The sequence below is a fragment of the Rhodococcus sp. 05-2255-1e genome, from assembly GCF_002259025.1.
GTDB classification, from domain to species: Bacteria; Actinomycetota; Actinomycetes; order Mycobacteriales; family Mycobacteriaceae; genus Rhodococcoides; species Rhodococcoides fascians.
In genome coordinates, this window is sequence record NZ_NOZE01000013.1 from 240,759 (window position 1) to 265,062 (window position 24,304).

At 66.3% G+C, this 24,304-nt stretch carries 21 protein-coding genes; 7 read left to right on the forward strand and 14 right to left on the reverse strand.

The annotated features are described in order from the left end of the window. Positions 1–5: 5 nt before the first annotated feature. Complete coding sequence (locus CH262_RS11295; RefSeq protein WP_027496648.1) at positions 6–779, reverse strand: fumarylacetoacetate hydrolase family protein; 774 nt, start codon at positions 777–779, stop codon at positions 6–8. Between the two features lie 132 nt (positions 780–911). Between CH262_RS11295 and CH262_RS11300 the strand changes: the two genes are divergently transcribed. Beyond that, positions 912–2,147, forward strand: coding sequence for an MFS transporter (locus CH262_RS11300; protein WP_032383590.1), 1,236 nt, complete (start codon positions 912–914; stop codon positions 2,145–2,147). An 83-nt stretch (positions 2,148–2,230) separates the two neighbouring features. Here CH262_RS11300 and CH262_RS11305 read toward each other — a convergent pair whose 3' ends face one another. From CH262_RS11305 to CH262_RS11325, 5 genes are all read right to left on the reverse strand, one after another. Beyond that, positions 2,231–3,241: a 3-isopropylmalate dehydrogenase gene (locus CH262_RS11305; protein ID WP_094717611.1), complete on the reverse strand. Its 1,011-nt coding sequence runs from the start codon at positions 3,239–3,241 to the stop codon at positions 2,231–2,233. A 43-nt stretch (positions 3,242–3,284) separates the two neighbouring features. Beyond that, the gene (gene serA / locus CH262_RS11310) at positions 3,285–4,880 is read right to left on the reverse strand and encodes a phosphoglycerate dehydrogenase (RefSeq protein WP_032400548.1); all 1,596 of its coding nucleotides are present in this window, start codon (positions 4,878–4,880) and stop codon (positions 3,285–3,287) included. Positions 4,881–5,064: 184 nt separating this feature from the next. After that, positions 5,065–6,066, reverse strand: a complete 1,002-nt coding sequence (gene ilvC, locus CH262_RS11315; RefSeq protein WP_170944858.1) for a ketol-acid reductoisomerase — start codon at positions 6,064–6,066, stop codon at positions 5,065–5,067. A 61-nt stretch (positions 6,067–6,127) separates the two neighbouring features. After that, a complete protein-coding gene (gene ilvN / locus CH262_RS11320) occupies positions 6,128–6,631 on the reverse strand; it encodes an acetolactate synthase small subunit (RefSeq protein ID WP_008717436.1) in 504 nt (167 codons plus the stop codon). Then, positions 6,628–8,586 carry an acetolactate synthase large subunit gene (locus CH262_RS11325; protein ID WP_032366369.1) on the reverse strand — a complete coding sequence of 653 codons (1,959 nt, stop codon included), beginning with the start codon at positions 8,584–8,586 and terminating at the stop codon, positions 6,628–6,630. Before CH262_RS11325 ends, ilvN begins: the two co-directional genes overlap by 4 nt. Before the next feature lie 257 nt (positions 8,587–8,843). Between CH262_RS11325 and CH262_RS11330 the strand changes: the two genes are divergently transcribed. Together CH262_RS11330 and ilvD are read left to right on the forward strand one after the other, a co-directional pair. Next, positions 8,844–9,383 carry a PH domain-containing protein gene (locus tag CH262_RS11330; protein WP_228139199.1) on the forward strand — a complete coding sequence of 180 codons (540 nt, stop codon included), beginning with the start codon at positions 8,844–8,846 and terminating at the stop codon, positions 9,381–9,383. Positions 9,384–9,442: 59 nt separating this feature from the next. Continuing rightward, the gene (gene ilvD, locus CH262_RS11335) at positions 9,443–11,284 is read left to right on the forward strand and encodes a dihydroxy-acid dehydratase (protein ID WP_032383430.1); all 1,842 of its coding nucleotides are present in this window, start codon (positions 9,443–9,445) and stop codon (positions 11,282–11,284) included. A 76-nt stretch (positions 11,285–11,360) separates the two neighbouring features. Here the strand turns inward: ilvD and CH262_RS11340 are convergent, their stop codons facing one another. Then, the gene (locus CH262_RS11340) at positions 11,361–12,308 is read right to left on the reverse strand and encodes a DoxX family protein (protein WP_032383431.1); all 948 of its coding nucleotides are present in this window, start codon (positions 12,306–12,308) and stop codon (positions 11,361–11,363) included. A 93-nt stretch (positions 12,309–12,401) separates the two neighbouring features. On the opposite strand from CH262_RS11340, the gene CH262_RS11345 reads away from it, so the two are divergent. Then, on the forward strand, positions 12,402–13,550 hold the full coding sequence (locus CH262_RS11345) for a PQQ-dependent sugar dehydrogenase (RefSeq protein ID WP_094717612.1): 1,149 nt from the start codon (positions 12,402–12,404) through the stop codon (positions 13,548–13,550). 72 nt (positions 13,551–13,622) lie between these two features. Here CH262_RS11345 and gatB read toward each other — a convergent pair whose 3' ends face one another. From gatB to CH262_RS11365, 4 genes are all read right to left on the reverse strand, one after another. After that, positions 13,623–15,134 carry an Asp-tRNA(Asn)/Glu-tRNA(Gln) amidotransferase subunit GatB gene (gene gatB / locus CH262_RS11350; protein WP_027496639.1) on the reverse strand — a complete coding sequence of 504 codons (1,512 nt, stop codon included), beginning with the start codon at positions 15,132–15,134 and terminating at the stop codon, positions 13,623–13,625. A gap of 70 nt (positions 15,135–15,204) precedes the next feature. Further along, positions 15,205–16,236 (reverse strand): ATP-dependent 6-phosphofructokinase, encoded by a 1,032-nt coding sequence (locus CH262_RS11355; RefSeq protein ID WP_032366581.1) that lies wholly within the window; start codon positions 16,234–16,236, stop codon positions 15,205–15,207. A 101-nt stretch (positions 16,237–16,337) separates the two neighbouring features. After that, positions 16,338–17,000 carry a response regulator gene (locus CH262_RS11360; protein ID WP_032366365.1) on the reverse strand — a complete coding sequence of 221 codons (663 nt, stop codon included), beginning with the start codon at positions 16,998–17,000 and terminating at the stop codon, positions 16,338–16,340. A 10-nt stretch (positions 17,001–17,010) separates the two neighbouring features. Then, the gene (locus CH262_RS11365) at positions 17,011–18,195 is read right to left on the reverse strand and encodes a sensor histidine kinase (RefSeq protein WP_094717613.1); all 1,185 of its coding nucleotides are present in this window, start codon (positions 18,193–18,195) and stop codon (positions 17,011–17,013) included. 220 nt (positions 18,196–18,415) lie between these two features. Between CH262_RS11365 and CH262_RS11370 the strand changes: the two genes are divergently transcribed. Further along, complete coding sequence (locus tag CH262_RS11370) at positions 18,416–19,057, forward strand: hypothetical protein (RefSeq protein ID WP_256988760.1); 642 nt, start codon at positions 18,416–18,418, stop codon at positions 19,055–19,057. After that, on the forward strand, positions 19,057–20,451 hold the full coding sequence (locus CH262_RS11375) for an alpha/beta-hydrolase family protein (RefSeq protein WP_094717615.1): 1,395 nt from the start codon (positions 19,057–19,059) through the stop codon (positions 20,449–20,451). Before CH262_RS11370 ends, CH262_RS11375 begins: the two co-directional genes overlap by 1 nt. A 35-nt stretch (positions 20,452–20,486) precedes the next feature. On the opposite strand, the gene CH262_RS11380 is transcribed toward CH262_RS11375, so the two are convergent. The 3 genes from CH262_RS11380 to gatC are packed head-to-tail and all read right to left on the reverse strand — an operon-like array spanning position 20,487 to position 23,344. Beyond that, positions 20,487–21,569, reverse strand: coding sequence for an alpha/beta hydrolase (locus tag CH262_RS11380; protein WP_256988761.1), 1,083 nt, complete (start codon positions 21,567–21,569; stop codon positions 20,487–20,489). Positions 21,570–21,575: 6 nt separating this feature from the next. Continuing rightward, on the reverse strand, positions 21,576–23,048 hold the full coding sequence (gene gatA / locus CH262_RS11385; protein ID WP_032366363.1) for an Asp-tRNA(Asn)/Glu-tRNA(Gln) amidotransferase subunit GatA: 1,473 nt from the start codon (positions 23,046–23,048) through the stop codon (positions 21,576–21,578). After that, positions 23,045–23,344, reverse strand: coding sequence for an Asp-tRNA(Asn)/Glu-tRNA(Gln) amidotransferase subunit GatC (gene gatC, locus CH262_RS11390; protein ID WP_027496634.1), 300 nt, complete (start codon positions 23,342–23,344; stop codon positions 23,045–23,047). Before gatC ends, gatA begins: the two co-directional genes overlap by 4 nt. A 292-nt stretch (positions 23,345–23,636) precedes the next feature. On the opposite strand from gatC, the gene CH262_RS11395 reads away from it, so the two are divergent. Continuing rightward, the gene (locus CH262_RS11395; protein ID WP_094717616.1) at positions 23,637–24,287 is read left to right on the forward strand and encodes an amino acid-binding protein; all 651 of its coding nucleotides are present in this window, start codon (positions 23,637–23,639) and stop codon (positions 24,285–24,287) included. Positions 24,288–24,304 lie beyond the last annotated feature (17 nt).

Sequence of the window (24,304 nt, forward strand, 5' to 3'; positions counted from 1 at the left end):
TTGTCCTACTTCTTCGCTGCGACTGGGTTGGTCAAGGTACCGATTCCCTCGACGGTGATCGACACACTGTCTCCGTCGGTGATGGGGCCGACACCCTCGGGCGTTCCGGTCAGAATGACGTCTCCGGGCAGCAGGGTCATCACTGCGGACACCCACTCGATGATCTTCGGAATATCGTGCAGTAGAAGCGAAGTACGACTCTGCTGCTTGACGACGCCGTCGACCTCGGTCTTGATCTCGAGGTCCGAAGGATCGAGGGACGTCTCGATCCACGGCCCGAGGGGGCAGAACGTGTCGTGCCCCTTCGCCCGGGTCCACTGCCCGTCGTGCTTCTGATGGTCGCGTGCCGAGACGTCGTTGGCGACGGTGTATCCGAGCACCACGTCGTACGCCTTGGAGGCGGGCACGTCCTTGCACGGACGACCGATCACGATGGCGAGTTCGCCTTCGTAGTGCACCTCGTTCGACGACGGCGGCAGCACGATGGCCGCACCCGGACCGACGATGGAGGTGTTCGGCTTGATGAAAATGACGGGAGTCTCCGGCGCTTCACCACCCATCTCGGCGGCGTGCGCGGCGTAGTTCTTACCGATGGCGATCACCTTGCTGGCGAGGATCGGTGCGAGCAGTCGCACGTCGGCCAGTGGCCACGATCGACCCGTGAACGTCGGTGTGCCGAAAGGATGTTCGGCAATTTCCTTCGCCGTCCGGGCATCCCCCTCACCTTCGATACTCACGAATGCCACACCATCAGGACTTGCAATTCGACCGAGACGCATGTCGAAAGTCTATCGACCGCCATTCTCCGCACGCCGATGCCGTCCGGTCCGTCGATCTTTCGCCGGTGTAATGTTTCGATCTGTATCCAGATAGCAAGATTGTGTGTTCACATAGTGAGACGAGAGGCCGGAATGAGCGCCACGAAGCAGCTGTCCAGTATCGGCGAGACGCGACGGTGGTTCATGCTCGTGCTCGGGATGCTCGCGCAGACTGCCGGTGCCGTCTTCATCAACGGTGCTGCATTTCTCATTCCCGCCCTGCACGACGACCGGGGACTCGGACTTGCGACCGCAGGATTCGTGGTTGCGATGCCCACCGTGGGCATCATGCTGACCCTCATCGCATGGGGCGTGCTCGTCGACCGCATCGGCGAACGTCTCGTTCTGGTGATCGGGCTCGGGCTCACCGCTGCCGCGAGCCTGGCTGCGGTGGTCAGCACGTCCATTCCGGCGCTCGCCGCCCTGCTGTTGATCGGCGGTATGTCTGCGGCCAGCGCGAACAGCGCGAGCGGACGCGTCGTGGTGGGGTGGTTTCCGCCGCACCGTCGTGGGCTGGCCATGGGCATCAGACAGATGTCGGTTCCCCTCGGCGTGGCCGTCGCGGCACTGACCATCCCGCCTGTCGCGCGTGACCACGGCGTCGGCGCGGCCCTGCTCGTGCCCGCTGCCGTCTGCGCTGCGAGCGCTCTGCTGTGCCTGGCCGTGGTCGACCCTCCCCGTCCGAATCGCACCGATGCGGCGGCGCAGGGTCTGCTCGACAATCCGTACCGCAACAGCAGCCAACTGTGGCGCATTCACGCCACGTCCATCCTGTTGGTGGTGCCGCAGTACGTGGTGTGGACGTATGCGCTCGTGTGGCTGATGACCGACCGAGGGTGGACGGCCGCGGCCGCGGGTGTCCTCGTCACGCTGACCCAGATTCTCGGCGCACTGGGTCGGATGAGCGTGGGCGCGCTGTCCGATCGTGTCGGTAGCCGCATGCGGCCTTTGCGGTGGGTGGCCGTGACGGCCGCTGCCAGCATGCTCGGGCTCGGCATCGCCGACTGGTTCGACTCCCCCGCCGCCATCGTCCTGCTCGTCGTCGCGTCCGTCGCCACCGTTGCCCCGAACGGCCTCGCGTTCACTGCTGTCGCTGAGATCTCGGGACCGTATTGGAGCGGACGCGCCCTCGGGGTACAGAACACGAGCCAGTACGTGTTCGCCTCGGCTGTACCGCCTGTATTCGGGGCGATCGCGGCCATCAGCTTCCCCGTGGCGTTCCTGGTGTCGGCGGTCTTTCCCGCGCTCTCCGTACCGATCGTGCCCGACGATCCGGCACCCGAGCCCACGGACGAGACGTCCGACGCCGGTGCAGACCGCGCCCGCTGACGTGCCGAAGGGGTGACCTGCCCGTGATACACGACATGCCACGGTGGCCTGTCGGCCCACCGTGGCATGTCGTGGCGTGAGAGTTACAGGCGACCGGCGATCCGTGCGCCGATCTCTTTCGTCGACGCGGTCGTGGTGCCCCGCTCGGCGAGATCCGCTGCGACAGCGGCTTCTACCCGTGCAGCGTTCGATGCGTCGCCGAGGTGTGCCAGCAGCAGCGACACCGACAGGATGGCAGCCGTCGGATCGGCCTTCTGCTGTCCCGCGATGTCGGGCGCGCTACCGTGCACCGGCTCGAACATGCTGGGGTTGGTACCGGTGGCGTCGATGTTTCCACTTGCGGCCAAACCGATCCCGCCGGTGACGGCAGCCGAGAGGTCGGTCACGATGTCGCCGAACAGATTGTCGGTCACGATCACGTCGAACCGGCCGGGATCGGTGACGAGGTGGATCATCGCGGCATCGATGTGCTGATACGCGACCTCGACGTCCGGGAAGTCCGCCGAGACTGCCTCGACCGTGCGGGCCCACAGGCTACCGGCGAACGTGAGCACGTTGGTCTTGTGCAACAGCGTCAGGTGCTTCCTGCGGGTCAGCGCCCGCTCGAAACCGTTGCGCACCACCCGCTCCACGCCGTAACGAGTGTTGACGCTGACCTCGGTGGCCACCTCGTGCGGCGTGCCGACGCGCAGTGCACCACCGTTGCCGGTGTACGGCCCCTCGGTACCCTCCCGAACGACGACGACATCGATCTGCTTGTCCCCGGCCAGCGGACCGACCACGCCCGGGTACAACTTGGCCGGCCGCAGATTGATGTGGTGATCGAGCTCGAATCGCGCCCGCAGCAACAGCCCACGCTCGAGCACACCGCTGGGCACCGACGGATCGCCGATGGCGCCCAACAGAATTGCGTCGTGCTCACGCAGTTCTGCCAACACCGAATCCGGCAGCAACTCCCCGGTGGCGTTGTAACGCCGCGCCCCGAGGTCGTACTCGGTCTTCTCGGCTCCGGGTGCGACCACGTCGAGAACGGCAAGCGCTTCGGCGACGACCTCCGGCCCGATTCCGTCCCCGGCGATGACGGCCAGCTTCATTTCACTCCTCGTAGTTCGTGTCGGTCCGATCGGCTGTGAGCGATCAGGACAGGTCGACCAGCTCGATGGTGGAGGCACCCACGGCGGTAGCGATGCTCGCACTGAGCTCGGCCGGAACGTCCTTGTCGACGCGCAGCAGAATCGTTGCGCCGTCGCCCTCGGAGTCCTGGCTCAGTGCTGCGGCCTGGATGTCGATTCCGGCGTCGCCGAGCAGAGTGCCGATTCGACCCAGGCTGCCGGGCTGGTCCGCGTAGTTGACGATGAGGTTCTTGCCCTCGGCGCGGAGGTCGAAGTTGCGGCCGTTGATGTTGACGATCTTCTCGACCTGCGAGGTGCCCGTCAGAGTGCCGGCAACGTTGAGGACCGATCCGTCACCGTAGACGGCGCGAATGTCGACGACACTGCGGTGGTTCTCGCTCTCGGGAGCGGTGGTCACTTCTGCTGTGACACCGCGCTCCTCGGCGAGCGACGGAGCGTTGACGAACGTGACCGAATCCTCGATGACGGCCGAGAACAGTCCGCGCAGCGCGGACAGTTTCAGGATCTGCACGTCCTCGCTGGCGAGTTCGCCGCGAACGTCCACCGACAACGAGGTGGGAAGCTCGTCGGACAGGGCTCCGAGCAGCACACCCTGCTTACGCACGATTTCGAGCCACGGCGATACCTCTTCGCCGACGGCCCCACCCTTGACGTTGACCGCGTCGGGCACGAATTCGCCTGCGAGAGCCAGCAATACGGACTTGGCCACATCGGTGCCCGCTCGGTCCTGCGCTTCGGTGGTCGATGCCCCGAGGTGGGGAGTGACGACGACCTGCGGCAGCTCGAACAACGGGCTGTCGGTGCACGGCTCGGAGGCGTAGACGTCGATGCCCGCGGCGAACACGTGACCGGAGGTGATGGCGTCGGCCAGTGCCTGCTCGTCGACCAGTCCACCGCGTGCGGCGTTGACGACGATGACCCCGGGCTTGGTCTTGGCGAGGGCGTCCTTGCCGATGATGCCCTTGGTCTCCGGCGTCTTCGGCAGGTGCACCGAGAACATGTCGGCCCGCTCGAGCAGCTCGTCCAGGCTCACCAGTTCGATACCGAGCTGCGCCGCGCGCGCTGCCGAGACGTAGGGGTCGTACGCGATGATGTGGGTCTCGAACGCGGCCAGACGCTGCGCGAACAGCTGGCCGATTCGGCCGAGTCCGACGACGCCGACGGTCTTGCCGAAGATCTCGACACCGTTGAACTTGCTGCGCTTCCACTCGTGCTGACGCAGGGTGGCGTCGGCAGCGGGGATCTGGCGCGCGGCCGCGAGAAGCAACGTCACCGCATGCTCGGCGGCCGTGTGGATGTTGGAGGTCGGTGCGTTGACGACGAGGACGCCGCGCTCGGTGGCTGCGGGTACGTCGACGTTGTCCAGGCCGACACCGGCGCGGGCGACGATCTTGAGGTTGGTCCCGGCAGCGAGCACCTCGGCGTCGACCGTGGTCGCGGACCGCACGAGAATGGCGTCGGCCTCGGGAACTGCAGCGAGCAACGCGGGGCGATCCGGACCGTCGACCCAGCGAACCTCGACGCCGTCGCCCAGTGCCTCGACGGTGGACGGCGCAAGTTTGTCGGCGATCAGAACGACAGGACGGCCTGGCTGGCTCACGTGAAAAACTCCCTATATCGGTTCGAGACGTGGTCGGAAAAATTCGGCGGGCTGTGCAGCACGAACAGTTTAGAGGCCCGAGACGTCACACGGTGACGCCACCGGACTCACGCACCGAAGGGCACCCCCGGCAATCCAGGGGTGCCCTTCGATCAGATTGCGTGACAACGCGATTCGATGAGAATCAGGCCGTCTCGGTGATCGGGCGGTCGACCCAGCTCATGAGGTCGCGCAGCTTCTTGCCGGTGACCTCGATGGGGTGCTCGGCGTTGGCCTTGCGCAGGCCTTCGAGCTCGGTGTTGCCGTTCTCGACGTTGGCGACGAGGCGACGGGTGAATTCGCCCGACTGGATGTCGGCCAGGATGGCCTTCATGCGCTCCTTGGTGCCTGCGTCGATGACGCGCGGTCCGGAGAGGTACCCACCGAACTCCGCGGTGTCGGACACCGAGTAGTTCATGCGGGCGATGCCGCCCTCGTACATGAGGTCGACGATGAGCTTGAGCTCGTGCAGCACCTCGAAGTACGCCATCTCGGGTGCGTAGCCGGCCTCGACCATGACCTCGAAGCCCGTCTTGACGAGTTCTTCGGTGCCGCCGCACAGCACGGCCTGCTCACCGAACAGGTCGGTCTCGGTCTCTTCCTTGAACGTGGTCTTGATGACGCCTGCGCGGGTGCCGCCGATGCCCTTGGCCCACGACAGCGCGAGGGCCTGGCCCTCACCCTTCGGGTCCTGGTCGATGGCGATGAGCGCGGGAACACCCTTGCCGTCGACGAACTGACGACGCACGAGGTGGCCGGGGCCCTTGGGGGCAACCATGCCGACGGTCACGAACTCCGGAGCCTTGATCAGGTCGAAGTGAATGTTGAGGCCGTGGCCGAAGAACAGCGCGTCGCCGTCCTTCAGGTTGGGCTCGATCTCCTCGGAGAAGATCTTGGCCTGAGCGGTATCGGGTGCGAGCACCATGATCACGTCGGCCCACTCGGACACCTCTGCGGGAGTTCCGACCTTCAGGCCCTGCTCCTCCGCCTTGGCGCGGGACTTCGAGCCTGCCGCCAGGCCGATGCGAACATCGACGCCGGAGTCGCGCAGGCTGAGCGAGTGCGCGTGGCCCTGGCTTCCGTAGCCGATCACAGCGACCTTGCGGCCCTGGATGATCGACAGATCAGCATCGTCGTCGTAGAACATCTCGACTGCCACTGGTTGTTACCTTTCCTCTTGGGTTTTACGCATGTTCGTCACCGGGCCGCTAACGCGACGCAGTGATCGATTTCGGTCCACGTCCGACGGCAACGACTCCCGACTGAACTATTTCTCGAATTCCATAGGGGTCCAACATCTTCAGCAACGCGTCGAGCTTGGAGCGGGTGCCCGTCGCCTCGACCGTCACCGCCTCGGGAGAGACGTCGATGACCTTGGCGCGGAACAGATTCACCGTTTCGATGACCTCGCTCCGAACGCTGGCATCGGCACGGACCTTGATCAGGACCAACTCGCGCGCCACCGAGGAATCGTCGTCCTGCTCGACGATCTTGATGACGTTGATGAGCTTGTTGAGCTGCTTGGTCACCTGCTCGAGCGGGAACTCGTCGACCGTCACCACGATCGTCATGCGCGAGATATCGGGAATCTCGGTGCCGCCGACGGCGAGTGAGGAGATGTTGAAGCCGCGGCGCGAGAACAACGCGGCCACGCGCGCCAACACACCTGGCTTGTCCTCGACGAGAACGCTGAGGGTATGGCTGGTGCTCACAGGTCCGTGCCTTTCGCGTCGTTGTTCATCGGGTGCGGTGCCTGCTCGCGTTCCATCGCGTCGTCGAGTCCTGGCTCACTGCCCACGGTCTCGTCCTCGTCGAACAGCGGACGGATGCCGCGGGCGGCCATGATCTCGTCGTTACCCGTTCCGGCGGCCACCATCGGCCACACCTGGGCATCGGCACCGACGATGAAGTCGATGACGACCGGACGATCGTTGATGGCGCGTGCCTGAGCGATCACCGCATCCACGTCCTCTTCCCGCTCGCAGCGCAAACCGACGCAGCCCAACGCCTCGGCCAGCTTGACGAAATCGGGGATGCGCACGGCACCGTGAGTTCCGAGATTGGTGTTGGAGTAGCGCTCCTCGTAGAACAGGGTCTGCCACTGCCGAACCATGCCGAGGTTGCCGTTGTTGATGAGCGCGACCTTGATCGGGATTCCCTCGACCGCGCAGGTAGCAAGCTCCTGGTTGGTCATCTGGAAGCAGCCGTCGCCGTCGATGGCCCACACCTCGGCGTCGGGCAGGCCCATCTTGGCTCCCATGGCGGCCGGAACCGCGTACCCCATCGTGCCGAGACCACCGGAGTTGAGCCACGTGCGCGGCTTCTCGTAGTTGATGAACTGAGCGGCCCACATCTGGTGCTGGCCGACGCCTGCGCAGTAGATCGCGTCGGGACCGGCGAACTTGCCGACCGAGGAGATGACGAACTCGGGAGACATGGAACCGTCGGACGGACGGTCGTAGCTCAACGGGTACGTCTTGCGGATGCCGTCGAGGTAGACCCACCACTGCTCGAGGTCGAGGGTCGTTCCGGTGGCGCGATCTGCCCGCAGGGCCTCGATCAGCTCGGTGATGACCTCGCCGCAGTCGCCCACGATCGGTACGTCCGCGTATCGGTTCTTGCCGATCTCGGCCGGGTCGATGTCGGCGTGGATGACCTTGGCATCGGGAGCGAAGGACGAGAGCTGACCGGTGACGCGGTCGTCGAACCGGGCACCGAGCGTGATCAGCAGGTCGCTGCGCTGCAGAGCGGCGACCGCCGCGACGGTGCCGTGCATACCGGGCATGCCCAGGTTCAGCTGGTGGGTATCGGGAAATGCCCCGCGCGCCATCAGCGTCGTGACGACCGGGATACCGGTCAGTTCGGCGAGCTCGAGCAGTTCTGCCGAGGCGTTGGCCTTGATGACACCGCCACCGACGTACAGCACCGGCTGCTTGGCATCGGCGATGTAGCGTGCCGCTTCGCGAACCTGCTTGCCGTGCGGCTTGGTGACCGGGCGGTAGCCGGGCAGACGCATTTCCGGCGGCCACGAGAACGTGGTCTGCGCCTGCAGCACATCCTTCGGGATGTCGACGAGGACGGCACCGGGACGACCCGACGCGGCGATGTAGAACGCCTCGGCCATGATGCGCGGGATGTCCGCACCGTCGGTGATCAGGAAGTTGTGCTTGGTGATGGGCATCGTGATACCCGAGATGTCGGCTTCCTGGAACCCATCGGTACCGATGAGGCTGCGGGCGACCTGACCGGTGATCGCGACGATCGGAACCGAGTCCATCTGCGCGTCGGCCAACGGGGTGACGAGGTTGGTCGCACCCGGGCCGGACGTCGCCATGCAGACGCCGACCTTGCCGGTCGCCTGGGCGTAGCCGGTGGCGGCATGACCCGCACCCTGCTCGTGGCGAACGAGCACGTGGCGAACCTTGACGGAGTCGAAGAGCGGATCGTAGACCGGGAGAACCGCGCCACCGGGAATGCCGAATACGGTGTCGACGTCGAGTTCTTCGAGAGCTCGTACGACCGACTGTGCGCCGCTGACCTTCTCGGGTGCGACGTGGCGTCGCGATCCGTTGGTCGCCGCGTCTGCGGACGGGTTGCTGGTCGACGGGCTCGTGGCTGTCCCCGACTTACGTGTCGTGGGCCCTGGGCGTGCGGTTGGTGCGCTCACTGATTGCTTCCTCAGGAATGTGAAATTGCTGGGCGATCTCTGGGCAAGAAAAAACCCCCGTCAGCGTGAGCTGTACGAGGGTGGCGCGTCGATGCGAGTTTGAACAACCGGCTCAGGCGTTGACGCGCCGGCCGATTACGAGTATCCAATTCCGCTTCACGCACTGAACGGTAGGCGCGCGCACAGGGAAGAGTCAAACTCGTCACGACGCAATCCCATTATGTGAGATCGCGTAGATGCAATGCGAAGATGAATGGGTGTCGTCTTCGCAGCAGTCCGAACCACCTCGGTCATCATCCCACACCGGTTCCGAGCAACCGAACAGTGCCGACGGGCCACCGCCGTCGAGCAGGCAGGTCATCCGCCTCCCGCGTCTGGCCCTGATCGGCGTCGGGTTGCTCCTGTTCAGTACCTCTCTGCCGGCGGCGAGCTGGCCCGCCGCACTGGGTTGGCTGCTGATTCTGCCGATCGTCGCGTGCATCTGGGTGCTGCGTGTGCGCACCGTCATCACTCCCGAGGCGATCACGGCCCGCCGTTTCATCGGCTCCGACGTCATCGAGTGGGAGTCCGTGGTCGGACTGCACTTCCCCGATCGCCGCTGGGCTCGCGTGGTGCTCGCCGACAAGACGGAGAAGTCACTTCCGCTCGTGCGGTTCGATCGGCTCCCCCAACTCGCGGCCGCCAGCGGCGGTCGCATCACCGACCCCTATGCCGCGGCAGCTGCGGCGGAGGATCAGGCACGCGCAGAGGCCGAGAATGCCGAGCACGACGACGAACAGGCACCGAAGGATCGCTGACGAGGGGCCGAGTAACCTCCTCGTTGCGATCACCGCTGCAACGAACGAGGAACTGCACTATGCCGCCGCTACGCTCACGGGTCACCACTGTCGGACGCAATGCTGCGGGCGCGCGCTCGCTGTGGCGCGCCACCGGAATGACCGATTCGGATTTCGGTAAACCGATCGTCGCCATCGCGAACTCGTACACCCAGTTCGTACCCGGCCACGTTCACCTGAAGAACGTCGGCGAGATCGTCGCCGACGCCGTCCGCGCGGCAGGCGGAGTCCCTCGAGAGTTCCACACCATCGCCGTCGACGACGGCATCGCGATGGGGCACGGGGGCATGCTGTACTCGCTGCCCAGCCGCGAGATCATCGCCGACTCGGTCGAGTACATGGCCAACGCCCACACTGCGGACGCACTCGTGTGCATCTCGAATTGCGACAAGATCACCCCCGGCATGCTCAACGCGGCCATGCGATTGAACATCCCGGCGGTGTTCGTCTCCGGTGGGCCGATGGAAGCCGGCAAAGCGGTGGTCGTCGGAGGGGTCGCGCAGGCACCCACCGACCTGATCACCGCAATCTCCGCCAGCGCGAACGACGCCGTGTCCGAGGCCGGCCTCGACGAGGTCGAGCGCAGCGCGTGCCCTACATGCGGGTCGTGCTCGGGCATGTTCACGGCGAACTCGATGAACTGCCTCACCGAAGCGCTCGGCCTGGCGTTACCCGGCAACGGCTCCACGCTGGCCACCCACGAGGCCCGCCGCGCCCTGTTCACCCGGGCCGGCACGACCATCGTCGAGGCGGCGATCAAGTACTACCGGGACGAGGACGAGTCGGTGCTGCCCCGCAACATCGCCACCCCGGCGGCATTCCGCAACGCGATGGCACTGGACGTGGCGATGGGCGGCTCGACCAACACCGTGCTGCACACACTCGCGGCGGCGCAGGAGGGCGAGGTCGATTTCGATCTCGACACCATCGACGCCATCAGCCGTAAGGTGCCGTGCCTGGCCAAGGTGTCCCCCAATTCGGATTACCACATGGAAGACGTGCACCGGGCGGGTGGAATTCCCGCCCTGCTGGGTGAACTGCGGCGTGCGAATCTGCTCGAGACCGACGTCTCGACCGTCCACACGAAGAGCTTCGACGAGTGGCTCGACACGTGGGACATCCGCTCCGGTGCCGCATCCGACGAGGCGATCGAGCTGTTCCATGCCGCTCCTGGCGGCGTCCGAACCGTCGAACCGTTCTCCACGAGCAATCGCTGGTCCTCCCTCGACACCGACGCCGCGGGTGGTTGCATCCGCGATCTCGAACACGCCTACACGGTCGAGGGCGGTCTGGTGGTGCTGCGCGGCAACATCGCCGTCGACGGCGCGATTCTGAAGACCGCGGGCATCGACGAGGACCTCTTCTCGTTCCAGGGACCTGCGCTGGTCGTCGAGTCTCAGGAAGAAGCCGTCTCGGCCATCCTGCAGAAGAAGATCCAACCCGGTGACGTGCTCGTCGTGCGGTACGAGGGACCCAAGGGTGGACCGGGAATGCAGGAGATGCTGCACCCGACCGCGTTCCTCAAGGGTGCCGGTCTGGGCAAGGTCTGTGCCCTGATCACCGACGGACGGTTCTCCGGCGGTACGTCGGGCCTGTCCATCGGACACATTTCCCCCGAGGCTGCGGCCGGCGGCGTCATCGGCCTCGTCGAGAACGGCGACCAGGTCCGCATCGACGTCGCCACGCGCACGCTCGAGATCCTCGTCGACGAGGAAACTCTGGAGACTCGACGCGCGAAGATGCTCGCGTCCGAGCGGCCGTGGCAGCCGGTCGATCGACAGCGCACGGTCACGACGGCGCTGCGCGCCTACGCCGCACTGGCGACATCCGCGGACAAGGGTGCTGTGCGCTACGTGCCCTGAGCAGACTAAAAGACATGTGAGTGGTTCCTCGTAGCAGGCTACGAGGAACCACTCACATGGTTGGTTGTCGACCGGATCAGCGGACGACCGGGTTCGCTCCGTTGAGGAAGATCCAGATGCACACGCCCGCAGCGATTCCCACTGCGAGTGCGAGGAACGATCCGATGCGGGGGCGGGTCGCCCAGCCGCGGCGGCCGTCGAACGCGATCTTTCCGGGTCCGGTGAGAATGATGGCCGCGGCCGCGAAGCCGAGAACGGTTTCGTACTCCACGCCGGTGGCACCGGAGAACTGCAGCCCCGGCTCTGCCACCTGCTTGAAGCACCAGGCGTTGATGATGGTCGCCAACACAGCTGCACCGGCCAGCGGCGTCGCCAGTCCCAGGATCAGCAGTGCGCCGCCGAGGGTTTCGCCGGCCGCGGCCGCGATGGCGAGGATCTCCGGGTATCGGAACCCGGACTCCTCCAGGAGATTCTGAAATCCGTCCAGCCCGGGACCGTTCCACAATCCGACGAGCTTCTGTAAGCCGTGCCCGAGGAACACTGCTCCGATGGCGACGCGTAGGACGAACAGGCCCAGATCGGTGGTGCCGCGTCGGGCCGGAACTTCCACGGTCTCGGTGCGCACCGGGGCTGCCGGGGCGGCGACTGCCGAATCGGAGGACTCACCGAGATACTCCGTCGGACGATCCGAGTACGCGTTCGAGGTGGCACCGGCCGTCGTAGCCGTCGTAGGCGTCTGGGTCGGCGAGTCGGCGAAGGCCGACGGACGGTACGTCGGGATCTTCTCTGTCGGTGCCGCATCGGTGCTCCGCTTGTCGGATGCGGAGGAATTCGGGAAGTCCAACTCGTCGTCGGTTCGGGGCAGACGATCCGAACGCTGCGCACCGAACGCTGTGGTCGATGCACCGGACGCGTCGGAACCCGAACGCGTGGGCGAAATCTTCTCGGTGGGGTTGTCGTACGGGCTCTCGGCCGGTTCGTACGAGGGATCCTGCTGGTTGGGGTCACGCGGTGTATCGGTCACCTCCCCACACTAAGGCCGACAACCCCGCGCCACCGACGTTGACGCTCACGGCCGCGTGGCGCGTCGGACTCGACGTTCCGTAACGTTCGAACCATGAAGCCGCTCGGAGCATCGTCACGAACTGCCCGCGCGGCTGTGGTCGCCCTGTCGACGACGGCTGTTCTGCTCGCCGGGTGCGCCCGATTCGACGATTCCAACTCGTCCCCGTTCACTCCCGCGCCGGATGTCGGAGCTGCCGAGCTCAAACCCACCACTCCCAGCGAGACCTCGCCCCCGGCGGGTCCGAATGCCCCGCAGCCCGTCTCGGGACCGTGCGTGGATCCCGACCCGGCAGTGATCGCCACCTGCCTCGACACCACGGGCGGACTCGTAGCTCTTCCCGACGGACAGAGCAGCCTCGTGGCAGAACGCAGGACCGGCCGCATCATGGAGGTCACCGCAGGCCGGACGCCACAGCAGGTGGCCACGATCCCCGTCGACGGCACGGGCGACGGAGGTCTGCTGGACATCGCACTCTCGCCCACGTACGCCGAGGACAAACTGCTCTACGCGCTGATCACGACGGCGTCGGATACGCGGGTCGTTCGGCTCGCGCAGGGGGACGTACCCAAGGACATCTTGACCGGGATCCCCCGCGGGGCCGCGGGAGTTCGAGGCTCCCTCGAGTTCTACACGCCGAACGAACTTCTGGTGTTGACCGGCGACAACGGCGATCCCGTCGCCGCCGCCAACCCGAACTCGTTGTCCGGCAAGCTGTTACGCGTGACATCACTGTCGCCCACTCCCACTCCCCCGCGTCCGGGTATCGCGCTCAGTGGCATCGGTACAGCGGGCGACGTGTGCACCGACGGCAGCGGGAACATCTACGTCACCGACCGCACCGCCACCGAGGATCGCCTGCAGCGCATCGACAAGCTGGGAGCAGTGTTCTCCCCGGTGTGGACCTGGCCCGACCGTCCGGGTGTGGCCGGGTGCGCCGCCGGTCAGAGCGGCGTTGCGGTTGCCCTGACCACAGCGAAAGCTGTTGCAGCACTGGCCACGGACCCGAACACCGGAGCGGTGTCCGCCGAGCCGACCCTGTTGATCCAGGACAAGTACGGGCAGTTGAACGGGGCGACCAGCACGAGCGACGGTCAGATTCTGGTGGGGACGGTGAACAAGAACGGCACTGCCGTCGGCCCCACCGACGACCGCGTCGTCAAGGTGCCGTTCCCTGCCGGCGGTGGTGGCGGCTTCGACTGATCCGACAGCTCCTTCGAACGCCAAGGGCGGCCGGGCAGCAATCGCTGCCCGGCCGCCCTGCTCATGCGTCGATCAGGACTGACCGCACGCCGCCAGCACGAGTTCCTTGACTCGGGCGGCATCGGCTTGTCCCCGCGTCGCCTTCATCACCGCGCCGACGATGGCACCGGCGGCCTGGACCTTGCCACTGCGAATCTTGTCCACCACACCGGGGTTCGCGGCAAGTGCTTCGTCGACGGCGGCTTGGAGCTTGGTGTCGTCCTTCTCCAACACCAGATTCCGCGCCGACATCACCTCTGCGGGCTCGCCCTCACCGGCCAAGACGCCGTCCACGATCTGACGAGCACCGTTGTTGTTGACCTTGCCGTCGGCCACCAAGGCTGCCACCTCGGCCACCTGAGCCGGAGTGATCGCCAGATCCCCCAATTCGACGCCGGCGATGTTGGCCTGCTGCGCCAGGTACGACACCCACCACGACCGCGCAGCCTGCGCCGACGCGCCGGCGTCGACGGTCGCCGCCACGAGTTCGAGAGCACCCGAGTTGACCAAGTCGCGCATCTCCTCGTCGGAGACGCCCCAGTCCTTCTGAATTCGCCCGCGGCGCAACCACGGCAGCTCGGGCAGAGTGGCTCGCAGCTCCTCGATCCACGCTGCATCCGGGGCCACGGGAGCGAGGTCGGGCTCCGGGAAGTAGCGGTAGTCCTCCGCGGTCTCCTTCTTCCGGCCCGCCGTGGTGGTGCCGTCGGACTCCTGGAAATGTCGGGTTTCCTGCGTCACCTCGCCGCCGGATTCGAGCACCGCAGCCTGACGGCGCATCTCGTAGCGCACGGCGACCTCGACACTCTTGAGCGAGTTGACGTTCTTCGTCTCGGTGCGAGTACCGAACTCGGTTGCCGACTTCCGCATCAACGAGACGTTGGCATCGCAGCGCAACGAACCCTGATCCATCCGCACATCGGAGACGTTCAGCGACTTCAACAGGTCACGCAATGCGGTCACGTACGCCCGCGCCACCTCCGGTGCCCGCGCCCCGGTACCGGTGATGGTCTTGGTCACGATCTCCACCAGGGGCACACCGGCGCGGTTGTAGTCGAGCAACGAATGCGATGCGCCCTCGATTCGTCCGGTTGCGCCACCGACGTGCGTCGACTTGCCGGTGTCTTCCTCCATGTGGGCACGCTCGATCTCGACGCGGAACGTGCTGCCGTCGTCGAGCACGACGTCGAGGTAACCCTCCGTGGCGATCGGCTCGTCGTACTGCGAGATCTGGTAGTTCTTCGGCTGATCCGGGTAGAAGTAGTTCTTCCGCGCGAACCGTCCCCACGGAGTGATCGAGCAATTGAGCGCCAGCCCGATACGGATCGCCGACTCCACCGCAGCAGCGTTGACCACCGGCAGTGCGCCGGGAAGGCTCAGGCACACCGGGCACACCTGCGTATTGGGCTCCGCACCGAACGCGGTGGGGCAACCACAGAACATCTTGGTGGCCGTACCCAACTCGACGTGGACCTCCATGCCGAGCACGGGGTCGAACGTGGCGAGCACATCGTCGTAATCGATCAGATCGACGGTTGCAGCAGTCATGCTCCGTAGTTTATGCATTGCATTCGCCACCCGAGTAACCACGTGTCCTCGGGCACCGATCGCTTCGGGGTCAGCCGAAGAACGCTGCTGCGTCGTCGTACCGGGTCTGAGGGACCCGCTTGAGTTGCTTGGTGGCCTCGGCCAACGACACCAGGCCGATCTCGGCACCGCGCAGCGACACCATCTTTCCGAAGTCTCCGGAATGCGCGGCATCGGTGGCGTTGACACCGAATCGCGTTGCGAGCACACGGTCGTACGGAGTGGGAGTGCCGCCGCGCTGCACGTGACCGAGCACCGTGGTGCGTACCTCTTTGTTGATGCGACGTTCGATCTCGACGCCGAGCTGATGTGCGACTCCGGTGAATCGGACGTGCCCGAATTCGTCGATACCGCCGTCGAGCAATTGCATCGACCCTTCGACGGGCTTGGCCCCTTCGGCCACGACGCAGATGAAGTGGGAGTCGCCCCGCTGAAAACGCTTGCGCACCAACGTGCATACCTCTTCGACGTCGAAGGGCTGCTCCGGGATGAGAGTCATGTGCGAGCCCGAGGCCAATCCCGCGTGCAACGCGATCCAGCCTGCGTGTCGCCCCATCACCTCCACCAGCATCACTCGCTGGTGCGATTCGGCGGTGCTGTGCAGTCGGTCGATCGCATCGGTGGCGATGGTGAGCGCCGTGTCGAAGCCGAATGTGACGTCGGTGCAATCGATGTCGTTGTCGATCGTCTTGGGGACACCGACCACCGGTACACCCTCCTCCGACAGCCACGCAGCTGCCGTCAGAGTTCCTTCACCGCCGATCGGAATCAACACGTCGATGCCGTTGTCCTCGAGGGTCTGCTTGACTCGGTCGAGACCGGCCCGCAGCACGTCGGGGTTGGTTCGAGCCGTCCCGAGCATGGTGCCGCCCTTGGTGAGCAGACGGTCGTTGCGGTCGTCGTTGCGCAGCTGGACCCGACGGTCTTCGAGAAGCCCGCGCCATCCGTCCTGGAATCCGACGACCGTGGAGCCGTATCGCGCGTCGGCGGTGCGAACGACAGCGCGGATCACCGCATTGAGCCCTGGGCAATCGCCGCCTCCGGTCAGAACTCCGATGCGCATCGATTTTGGCCTCTCTGCTCGCAGGCCCGCGGAGCGGACCGAAGTGACGAACATCAGCCTAATCGGGCGTGGGTCCCCGCGCGCGCCGGTACCGGTCGGCCTCACTTGGGCGTGACGACACCGGTTTCGTAGGCCAGCACGACCGCCTGCGCGCGGTCGCGTAGCCCGAGCTTGCTCAGCACCTTGCCCACATGGGTCTTGACCGTCTGTTCGGCCAAGAACAGCGCACCTGCAATTTCCGCATTGGACATACCGGTCGCGATCAGTTCGAGAACCTCGCGCTCGCGCGGCGTCAGATCGGCCAGGCGCGAAGGAGTGTTCCTCCTCGCACCGCGACGAGTCGTGACGTCGGAGATGAGCCGTCGGGTCACCGACGGTGCCAGCAGCGCATCGCCGGCCGCGACGACCCGTACGCCTCTGATCAGTTCCTCGGCCGGCGCGTCCTTGAGGAGGAATCCGCTGGCCCCGAGAGCCAGGGCCTCGTAGACGTAATCGTCGATGTCGAAGGTCGTCAGCATCAGGACACGGACCGGAGACGCGTGCGACGCGGACAGGATCGCGCGGGCCGCGTCGAGCCCGTTCATCTCGGGCATGCGCACGTCCATCAGCACTACGTCCGGCAACAGCCGCGCTACCTCGCTGACCGCGGTGCGACCGTTGTCGGCGTCGCCGACGACCGAGATGTCGTCCTGAGCGCCGAGCAGTGCACCGAACCCCTGCCGCACCATCGCTTGATCGTCGGCGATGAACACCGTTGTAACCACGCGTGACAGCCTAAACCGCGTCACCGGCGTCAGCCGTTGCCGGCGAAGTCGACATTCCGGTCGGCACACGAACCGCAACCTCGAACCCACCGCCGGGCAGAGGGGCGGCATGCAGCCGGCCGTGTGCGGCCTGCGCTCGCTCGCGCATTCCCGCGATTCCGTGCCCGCCGCAATCGCTTCCGGGAGTGCGGGAGATCGGGTTCGGAGCCGGTGCGTTGACCACCGTCATGTCCACGACGGCAGGGCCGATCGCGATATTGACCTCCACCTCGGCTTCGGGCGCATGGCGCGCGGCATTGGACAGCGATTCCTGCAGAATACGGAACAGGGCCAGTCCTGTTGTCTCCGAGACCGATTCGACGGCACCGGTGATGGTCCACCGCACATTCATGCCCGCTCTGAGACTCGCCTGCAATGTGCGTTCGAGATCCAGTGCACTCGGCGCGGGCGCGTCCTGCATCTGCGCTCCATCACTACGCAGAACCCCGAGCATCCCCCGGATCTCGTTGAGCGCCTCGCGTGCACTCGCGCCGATCAACTCGAATTCCCGGGCCGCGGCCGGTGACACGTCGTCCAGTCGGTACGGCGCGCTCTGGGCCTGAACGACGACCATCGACATGTGGTGTGCCACGACGTCGTGCAGATCGCGGGCGATCTTCGCCCTCTCCTCGAGAATCGTGCGGCGAGTGCGTTCGAGTTCGCTGACCTCCTCCTGCTGCGCAAGCTGCCTGCGCGAGAGAACGAGCCACCGGATCAGCAGTCCGAACACGACCACCGCAGTCAGACCCACCGACCACCCGATTCCGTCGGAGCCCGGCATGTACGCGAAGAACACCAGCATGCTGGCCAACCACGCCACCAACAGGACCGGCACCGGAGAACGCAGCGCCACCGCGAACAACAACGTCAACAGGACGAGGACGTGCACCACTTGCCACGGGTAGTCGTAACCCGGAACGCGGTCGAATGCCGCCGGAATCACCAACGCGGACAGCGCCGATACTGCCCACCCCATCGCGGGATTCAGTCTGACCAGAGCGAACGGAAACGCTGCCAACGCTGCGACGAACGGTAGCAACGGAACCGAAACCTGATGCGTGACCGTCAGTGTCGGCCACGCGATCGAGTACAGAATTGCCGTCACCGCGATGATCAGCACGTCGACCGAACGGACGCCGCCGATCTGCTCGGGCACCCTGCGCCGAGCACGTACCCCGAGTTCGAGACTCGTCGACCTTTTCTTTCGCACGTCTCGAGCCTAGGCAGCATCGGCCACCGGCGTCCTCGTACCGGGGTATCGGTTCGGCATGGCTCGGAGGTATCAGGACCGCGTCGAACCGGTCCCGGGGGCACTCACCACAGCCGAACCTCGGAGCGATGCTTGCCTCGGCCGGCCGAACTTAGCGTCGATCCTCATGAGCCGGAACATATCTCGCACCCTGATGTGCGTGGCAGCTGCCATCGTCGTCGTGACCGCCACGACGGGAGCAGCAACGTCGTCACCCACCGAGGACCGTCGCTCCCCCGTGGCACTGACCGTTCGTGCACTGGTCACCGAACCCGCCGAGGACGCTGCGTCGACCATCCCGAGCGACTTCGCAGACGTCATGGGCTACCGGCCCGCGGTGCAGGACGGGATGGCGAGCAATCCCGGCGGGGATTGCTCGTCCCCGATCCCACTGCCACCCGAGTTCGAGGCTGCGTGCCGAGCCCACGACCTGGGATACGACCTCCTCCGGTACGCGAGCGCGACGGGGACGACCGTCGACCCACAGTGGCGCAGGGCGATCGACGCCCAACTCGACAGTCGCATGCACGACGCCTGTGACCATCGCACCGACGACGGGTCCCGGCAGATCTGCGACGCAGCCGCGGTCGTGGCGGCAACGGCAGTCGACCTCAATTCCTGGCGACAATCGTTCGGTGCACCGGTCGCCGAACCCGCCATGCCCCTGACACTGTTCGGAGCCGTGCTGGCGCTGACGCTGCTGATCGCGTCCGTTGTCGCGCGGTACCGACGTGTGTCGATGACCCCGACCCGCACGGACCGACGCTGATGTCCACCACGGCCATCCCGGACCGTGGGGTCGAGACCCCGGTCGCATCGGATGTCCTGTTGCCCAACCATATTCGCCTGCCGAGACTCGGCACGTCGGTGTCCGTTGCAGCGGCTGTGGCGATCTCCTCGGCTCCGTCGCTTCTGCCCCGCTCCGCCGTCACTGCGGCCCTGTTCACCGGAATCATGGTGGCACTCGCTCTGACGGTCGTATGGGCGGGCCGACGGGTGTTCGGGCCACGACGGCCCGCGTCGCTACGACCACGAGCGTGGTCCGTCGTCGCTGCTGCACTGATCTCGAGCGTCGCGTTGGCCTCGAACATGCACTGGCAGAATCGATTACGAGCCGCGATGGACGTCGAGCCGGTGAGCTGGAGCTACGCCGTCGATGTTGCCGGGGGTGCCCTGTGCGTTGCGCTCGTACTGTGCGGAGCCGGTAGCGCGCTCCGGCGAATCTTCTCCGCTCTGGGCCGGAACCGTTGCGTGGCACTGCTCGTCACGGTCGCTGCACTGTCGTACGCCCTGGCCGTTCCGTTCGTGCGGTCCACTCTGTCGGCCTCGTACTCGGCCTCGAACTCGGCGATGGACGACGCAGTGGCCGCCCCGACATCGGAGACGAGATCCGGCGGTCCCGGATCCTCGGCACCGTGGCGCACGCTGGGACGCGAGGGCCGCGCGTTCGCGTCGGGAGGGCAGGATCTCGACACCGTACGGACGTACGTGGGACTCGAGTCGGCCGCGACACCGGACGAGCGCGTGGCACTGGCCGTCTCCGAGATGGAACGGGCTGGAGCCTTCGAACGCAGCGTCGTCGTGGTCGCGATTCCCACCGGGTCCGGCTGGGTGGACGAGAATGCGATCACCGGGGCCGAAAGAACGTTCGGCGGTGACGTCGCGACGGTGGCGGTGCAGTACTCCGACAAGCCGAGTTGGGCGACCTTCCTGTTCGCCGAGGACGACGCCCGCCGGTCCGCGAACGCCGTGGTTCGAGCGGTCGCCACACGAGCGGCGGCGGAGCCGACCACACCGAAAGTCGTCGTGTACGGCCAGAGCCTGGGTTCGGTTGCAGGAAGTGATGCGTACCTTGCCGTGCAACAGAACATTTCGTCACTCTGCGGAGCTGTCTGGGCCGGCCCGCCCGCGGGATCGGTCGACACCGACGGTGCCGCCGTCCTGGCCAACTCCTCGGACCCCGTCGCGCGATGGTCTCTCGATCTGTTGTGGTCGCCGCCGGATACGACAACGTTCACGACTGACGCCCCACGGCCGCCGTGGTTGCCTGTCGTCGGCTTCCTGCAGACGTCCGTCGACCTGCTCGCCGCATTGGATGTCACGTCGGGCCACGGCCATCGATACGGGACCGACCAAGGTGAGGCCATGGCTCGCTGCCGCTGAAGAGCGGGGCCGCCGGAAAAGGGAGTGCTGGACCGTCAGCCGAGCAGACCGAGCCGATTGCCGAGCCAGTCCATCTCCTGATCGAGCGCCGGAGCCCAGACCTGCATCGAATGTCCTCCCGGCAGCTCGCTGTAGTGCACATCCATGCCCGCGGCGGCGGCTGCTCGGTAGGCCCGCTCGGTCTGCGGCCTGAACTCATCGTCGTCGGCTCCGACGACGAAGGCACCGGCAGAGTCGGGAAAGCTGTTGCGGGAGAGCACGTTCAGCGGCGTAGAACGATCGAACCGATCCTCGTCGGCCGGTGTGTCCGCCCCGTACGCAGCAACGACAGACTCCGCTCTGGTGCCACGACGTTGTTCGTCCTCACCGGAGATGTCGAGAAATGTGGGGTACGCCGACGGGTCCGTCGTCGCGAGCTGAAGGGCGCAGGTTCCGCCGTAGGAGTACCCGCCGACCGCCCAGGATCGCGGGTCCGAGGACACGTGGAGGTTCGACCGAACCCACTGTGGGACATCGACTGTCAGATACGTCGCAGCATTACCGAGGTCCGAATCCATGCACATCGGGTTGGCTTCGGTGTCCCCAAGCCCGTCGGCGACGACGACAACCGGGGCGACGCCGCCGTGACGTGCCGCGAACGCGTCCATCGTCTGCGGTAGTCGACCACCTTCGATCCAGTCGACCACGTGGCCGGGCTGTCCCGTGAGCAACACCAGAACCGGAAGGTCGTCGGCTCCGTCGTCGTACGCGGCCGGGAGATAGACCGTCGCCGGACGAGCACGGAACTGCGACACCGTGCCGGGCACCTCCACGTCGAACAACCGGCCGTGTCCTTCGACGTGCACGACCGGCGCACGCCCGAGTGCCGACGCGGCCGTGGGGTACCGCGTCACCGTCAGGTTGGTCAGTACGGCGGTCGCCACCAGAAGCGCCGCTGCCAGGCCCAGTGCGCTCAGCCCACCGACGGGCGAGCCGAGCGGACGGCCACGGCGGATGCGAACCATGATCGCACCGGCGGCCACGATCGCCAGCACCGTGGCCGCCGCCAATCCGATGACCGGGACCGCTCCACCGAGCAAGGGCAGATGCGCCAACCGGGCGGCCCACCGATGCAGCACCTCGAACTACCGCAGATCGCCGCGGGCAGCCTCGTACGCAGCGCCGACGCGGTAGAGCCGCTCGTCTGCGAACGCGGGAGCCATGATCTGCAGACCCACCGGCAGACCGTCCTCGGACGCCAGTCCGGACGGCACCGACATCGCGCAGTGGCCGGCGAGGTTGGTGGGCAGGGTGCACAGATCGTTGAGGTACATCGCCATCGGGTCGTCGACCTTGTCGCCCAACGGGAATGCCGTCGTCGGGGTCGTCGGCGATACGAGCACATCCACCTTCTCGTATGCCGCGTCGAAATCCTGCGCGATCAAGGTGCGGACCTTCAGGGCCGACCCGTAATACGCGTCGTAGTAACCGGCCGACAGCGCGTAGGTGCCGATCATGATGCGGCGCTTGACCTCCGGCCCGAACCCCTGAGCGCGGGTGGTGGCCATGACCGACTCGGCGCTGTGGTGGCCGTCGTCGCCCGCACGCAGGCCGTACCGCATTCCGTCGAACCGAGCCAGGTTGGACGACACCTCGGACGGGAGAATCAGGTAGTACGCAGCCAATGCGTGGACGAAGTTGGGGCACGACACCTCGACAACCTCGGCGCCGAGCGAGGTCAATGCGGCCACTGCGGCGTCGAAGGACGAGATGACACCGGACTGATAGTTGTCCGAGTGCAACTCCTTGACCACACCCACCTTCACTCCGGTCAGGTCGCCGCGAGCGCCCTCTCGGGCCGCCTCGACGACGGGACGAACCGGGGTGTCGACCGACGTGGAATCCCGCGGGTCGTAACCCGCGATGACCTCGTGCAGCAACGCGGTGTCGAGCACCGTACGACCACAGGGTCCCCCCTGATCCAGCGAGGAGGCGCAGGCGATGAGTCCGTACCGCGAGACGCTGCCGTACGTCGGCTTGGTTCCCACGGTGCCGGTCAGTGCCGCGGGCTGCCGGATGGATCCACCGGTGTCGGTGCCGATGGCCAACGGTGCCTGGAACGAGGCGAGCGCAGCCGCGCTTCCGCCTCCCGAGCCGCCCGGGATCCGGGTGGTGTCCCAGGGGTTCTTGGTCGGTCCGTACGCGGAGTTCTCGGTCGAGGAGCCCATCGCGAACTCGTCCATGTTTGTCTTACCGAGAACCGGAATGCCCGCGGCTCGCAGCTTCGAGGTCAGCGTCGCGTCGTACGGCGACACCCACCCGTCGAGAATCTTCGAGCCGGCGGTGGTCGGCATGTCGGTGGTGGTGAACACGTCCTTGAGCGCCAACGGCACCCCGGCGAGCGGTGAGGCCGGTGCCGAGCCCGCGGCCAGCCCGGCGTCGACGTCGTTCGCCGCGGCCAGCGCCTGCGCGCTCGCCACATGCAGAAAAGCGTGAAGGTCGCCGTCGACCTCGGCAATCCGATCCAGATGTGCCCGGGTCACCTCCACCGCACTGACGTCACGCGAGTGGATACGGTCGGCGAGCTCGGACGCGTCGAGCTTGGTCAGGTCGGTCATTCGCTCTCTCCCAGAATCTGCGGCACCGCGAAACGGCCCTCCTCGGCATTCGGTGCACCGGACAGCGACTGCTCCGGCGTCAGACCGGGAACGATCACATCGGGACGCGTCACATTGACGATGTCGCTGGGGTTGGCTGTCGGCGCAACGTCGTCCGTCGCCACCTCGGCCACGGTCTTGACGTGATGGAGGATCGAATCCAACTGGCCGGCGAACTCGTCGAGTTCGGCGTCGCTGAGAGCCAAGCGCGACAGCCGGGCGAGGTGAGCGACCTCGTCGCGGGAGATATCGGGCACCGCGTAGACCCCTTTCACACAGTAGGAGTGGGGCCTGCAGGAACCGGCCCCGTATTTGCGCAGAGCGAACCGCACAGGTCCGCGAACGCGGTCCAGCCTAGTGCGCACCGTTTCGCCGACCTCACTCCCGGTCAGCGGTCTCGATCGGCCGCCGATCTCGCCCGCACGAGTGTCAGAATTGTCACGTCCCGCGTTGCGTGTCGAGCCGGCCAGGTCGAAGATGCAAAGATTGCTCGCGCCGGGGGTGCACAGTGTTCCCTGAACTACGCCAGACGTCGAAAGGGAGCGTGCCATGTCCTACCTGCTCCGCGTGCAGCTGCCCGACCGGCCGGGCAGCCTCGGATCGCTGGCCGTGGCCCTCGGCTCGGTCGGAGCGGACATCCTCTCGCTCGACGTCATCGAACGCGGCGACGGCTACGCGGTCGACGACCTGGTGGTCGACGTCGCGCCCGGTTCGCTTCCCGACACACTGATCACTGCAGCCGAGAACCTCACCGATGTCCGCGTCGACTCGATCCGCCCGTACACCGGCGTTCTCGACACCCATCGCGAACTGGAACTGATCGACCGGGTCGCAGCGGCATCCGACGACCGTCTGCAAGTTCTGGTCGACGGCGCTCCCCGCGTTCTGCGCGTGGGCTGGAGCACCGTGGTGGCCACCAATGCGCACGGTCCGTTCCGCCTGGTCGGTAGCCCGGGCGCACCCGAAACACACGCCGCCGAACTGCCCTGGTTCCCGTTGAACTCTCCCGCCGCACTCGACTCCGACGCAGACTGGGTACCTCAGGTGTGGCGGGACATGGACACCAAGATCGCTGCCGCTCCCCTCGGCACCACCGGCACCGTGCTGATGCTCGGTCGGCCGGGAGGGCCCGAGTTCAGGCCGTCGGAGGTAGCGCGGCTCGGTTATCTCGCCGGGATCGTCGCAACCGTCCTTACCTGATCACCGGAACTTGCCCG

Excerpts from the sequence above, each read along its gene's own strand:
- CH262_RS11295 (WP_027496648.1), bottom strand. The coding sequence starts at position 779 with ATGCGTCTCGGTCGAATTGCAAGTCCTGATGGTGTGGCATTCGTGAGT.
- CH262_RS11300 (WP_032383590.1), top strand. The coding sequence starts at position 912 with ATGAGCGCCACGAAGCAGCTGTCCAGTATCGGCGAGACGCGACGGTGG.
- CH262_RS11305 (WP_094717611.1), bottom strand. The coding sequence starts at position 3,241 with ATGAAGCTGGCCGTCATCGCCGGGGACGGAATCGGGCCGGAGGTCGTC.
- ilvC (WP_170944858.1), bottom strand. The coding sequence starts at position 6,066 with ATGTTCTACGACGACGATGCTGATCTGTCGATCATCCAGGGCCGCAAG.
- ilvD (WP_032383430.1), top strand. The coding sequence starts at position 9,443 with ATGCCGCCGCTACGCTCACGGGTCACCACTGTCGGACGCAATGCTGCG.
- CH262_RS11345 (WP_094717612.1), top strand. The coding sequence starts at position 12,402 with ATGAAGCCGCTCGGAGCATCGTCACGAACTGCCCGCGCGGCTGTGGTC.
- gatB (WP_027496639.1), bottom strand. The coding sequence starts at position 15,134 with ATGACTGCTGCAACCGTCGATCTGATCGATTACGACGATGTGCTCGCC.
- CH262_RS11355 (WP_032366581.1), bottom strand. The coding sequence starts at position 16,236 with ATGCGCATCGGAGTTCTGACCGGAGGCGGCGATTGCCCAGGGCTCAAT.
- CH262_RS11370 (WP_256988760.1), top strand. The coding sequence starts at position 18,416 with ATGAGCCGGAACATATCTCGCACCCTGATGTGCGTGGCAGCTGCCATC.
- CH262_RS11375 (WP_094717615.1), top strand. The coding sequence starts at position 19,057 with ATGTCCACCACGGCCATCCCGGACCGTGGGGTCGAGACCCCGGTCGCA.
- gatA (WP_032366363.1), bottom strand. The coding sequence starts at position 23,048 with ATGACCGACCTGACCAAGCTCGACGCGTCCGAGCTCGCCGACCGTATC.
- CH262_RS11395 (WP_094717616.1), top strand. The coding sequence starts at position 23,637 with ATGTCCTACCTGCTCCGCGTGCAGCTGCCCGACCGGCCGGGCAGCCTC.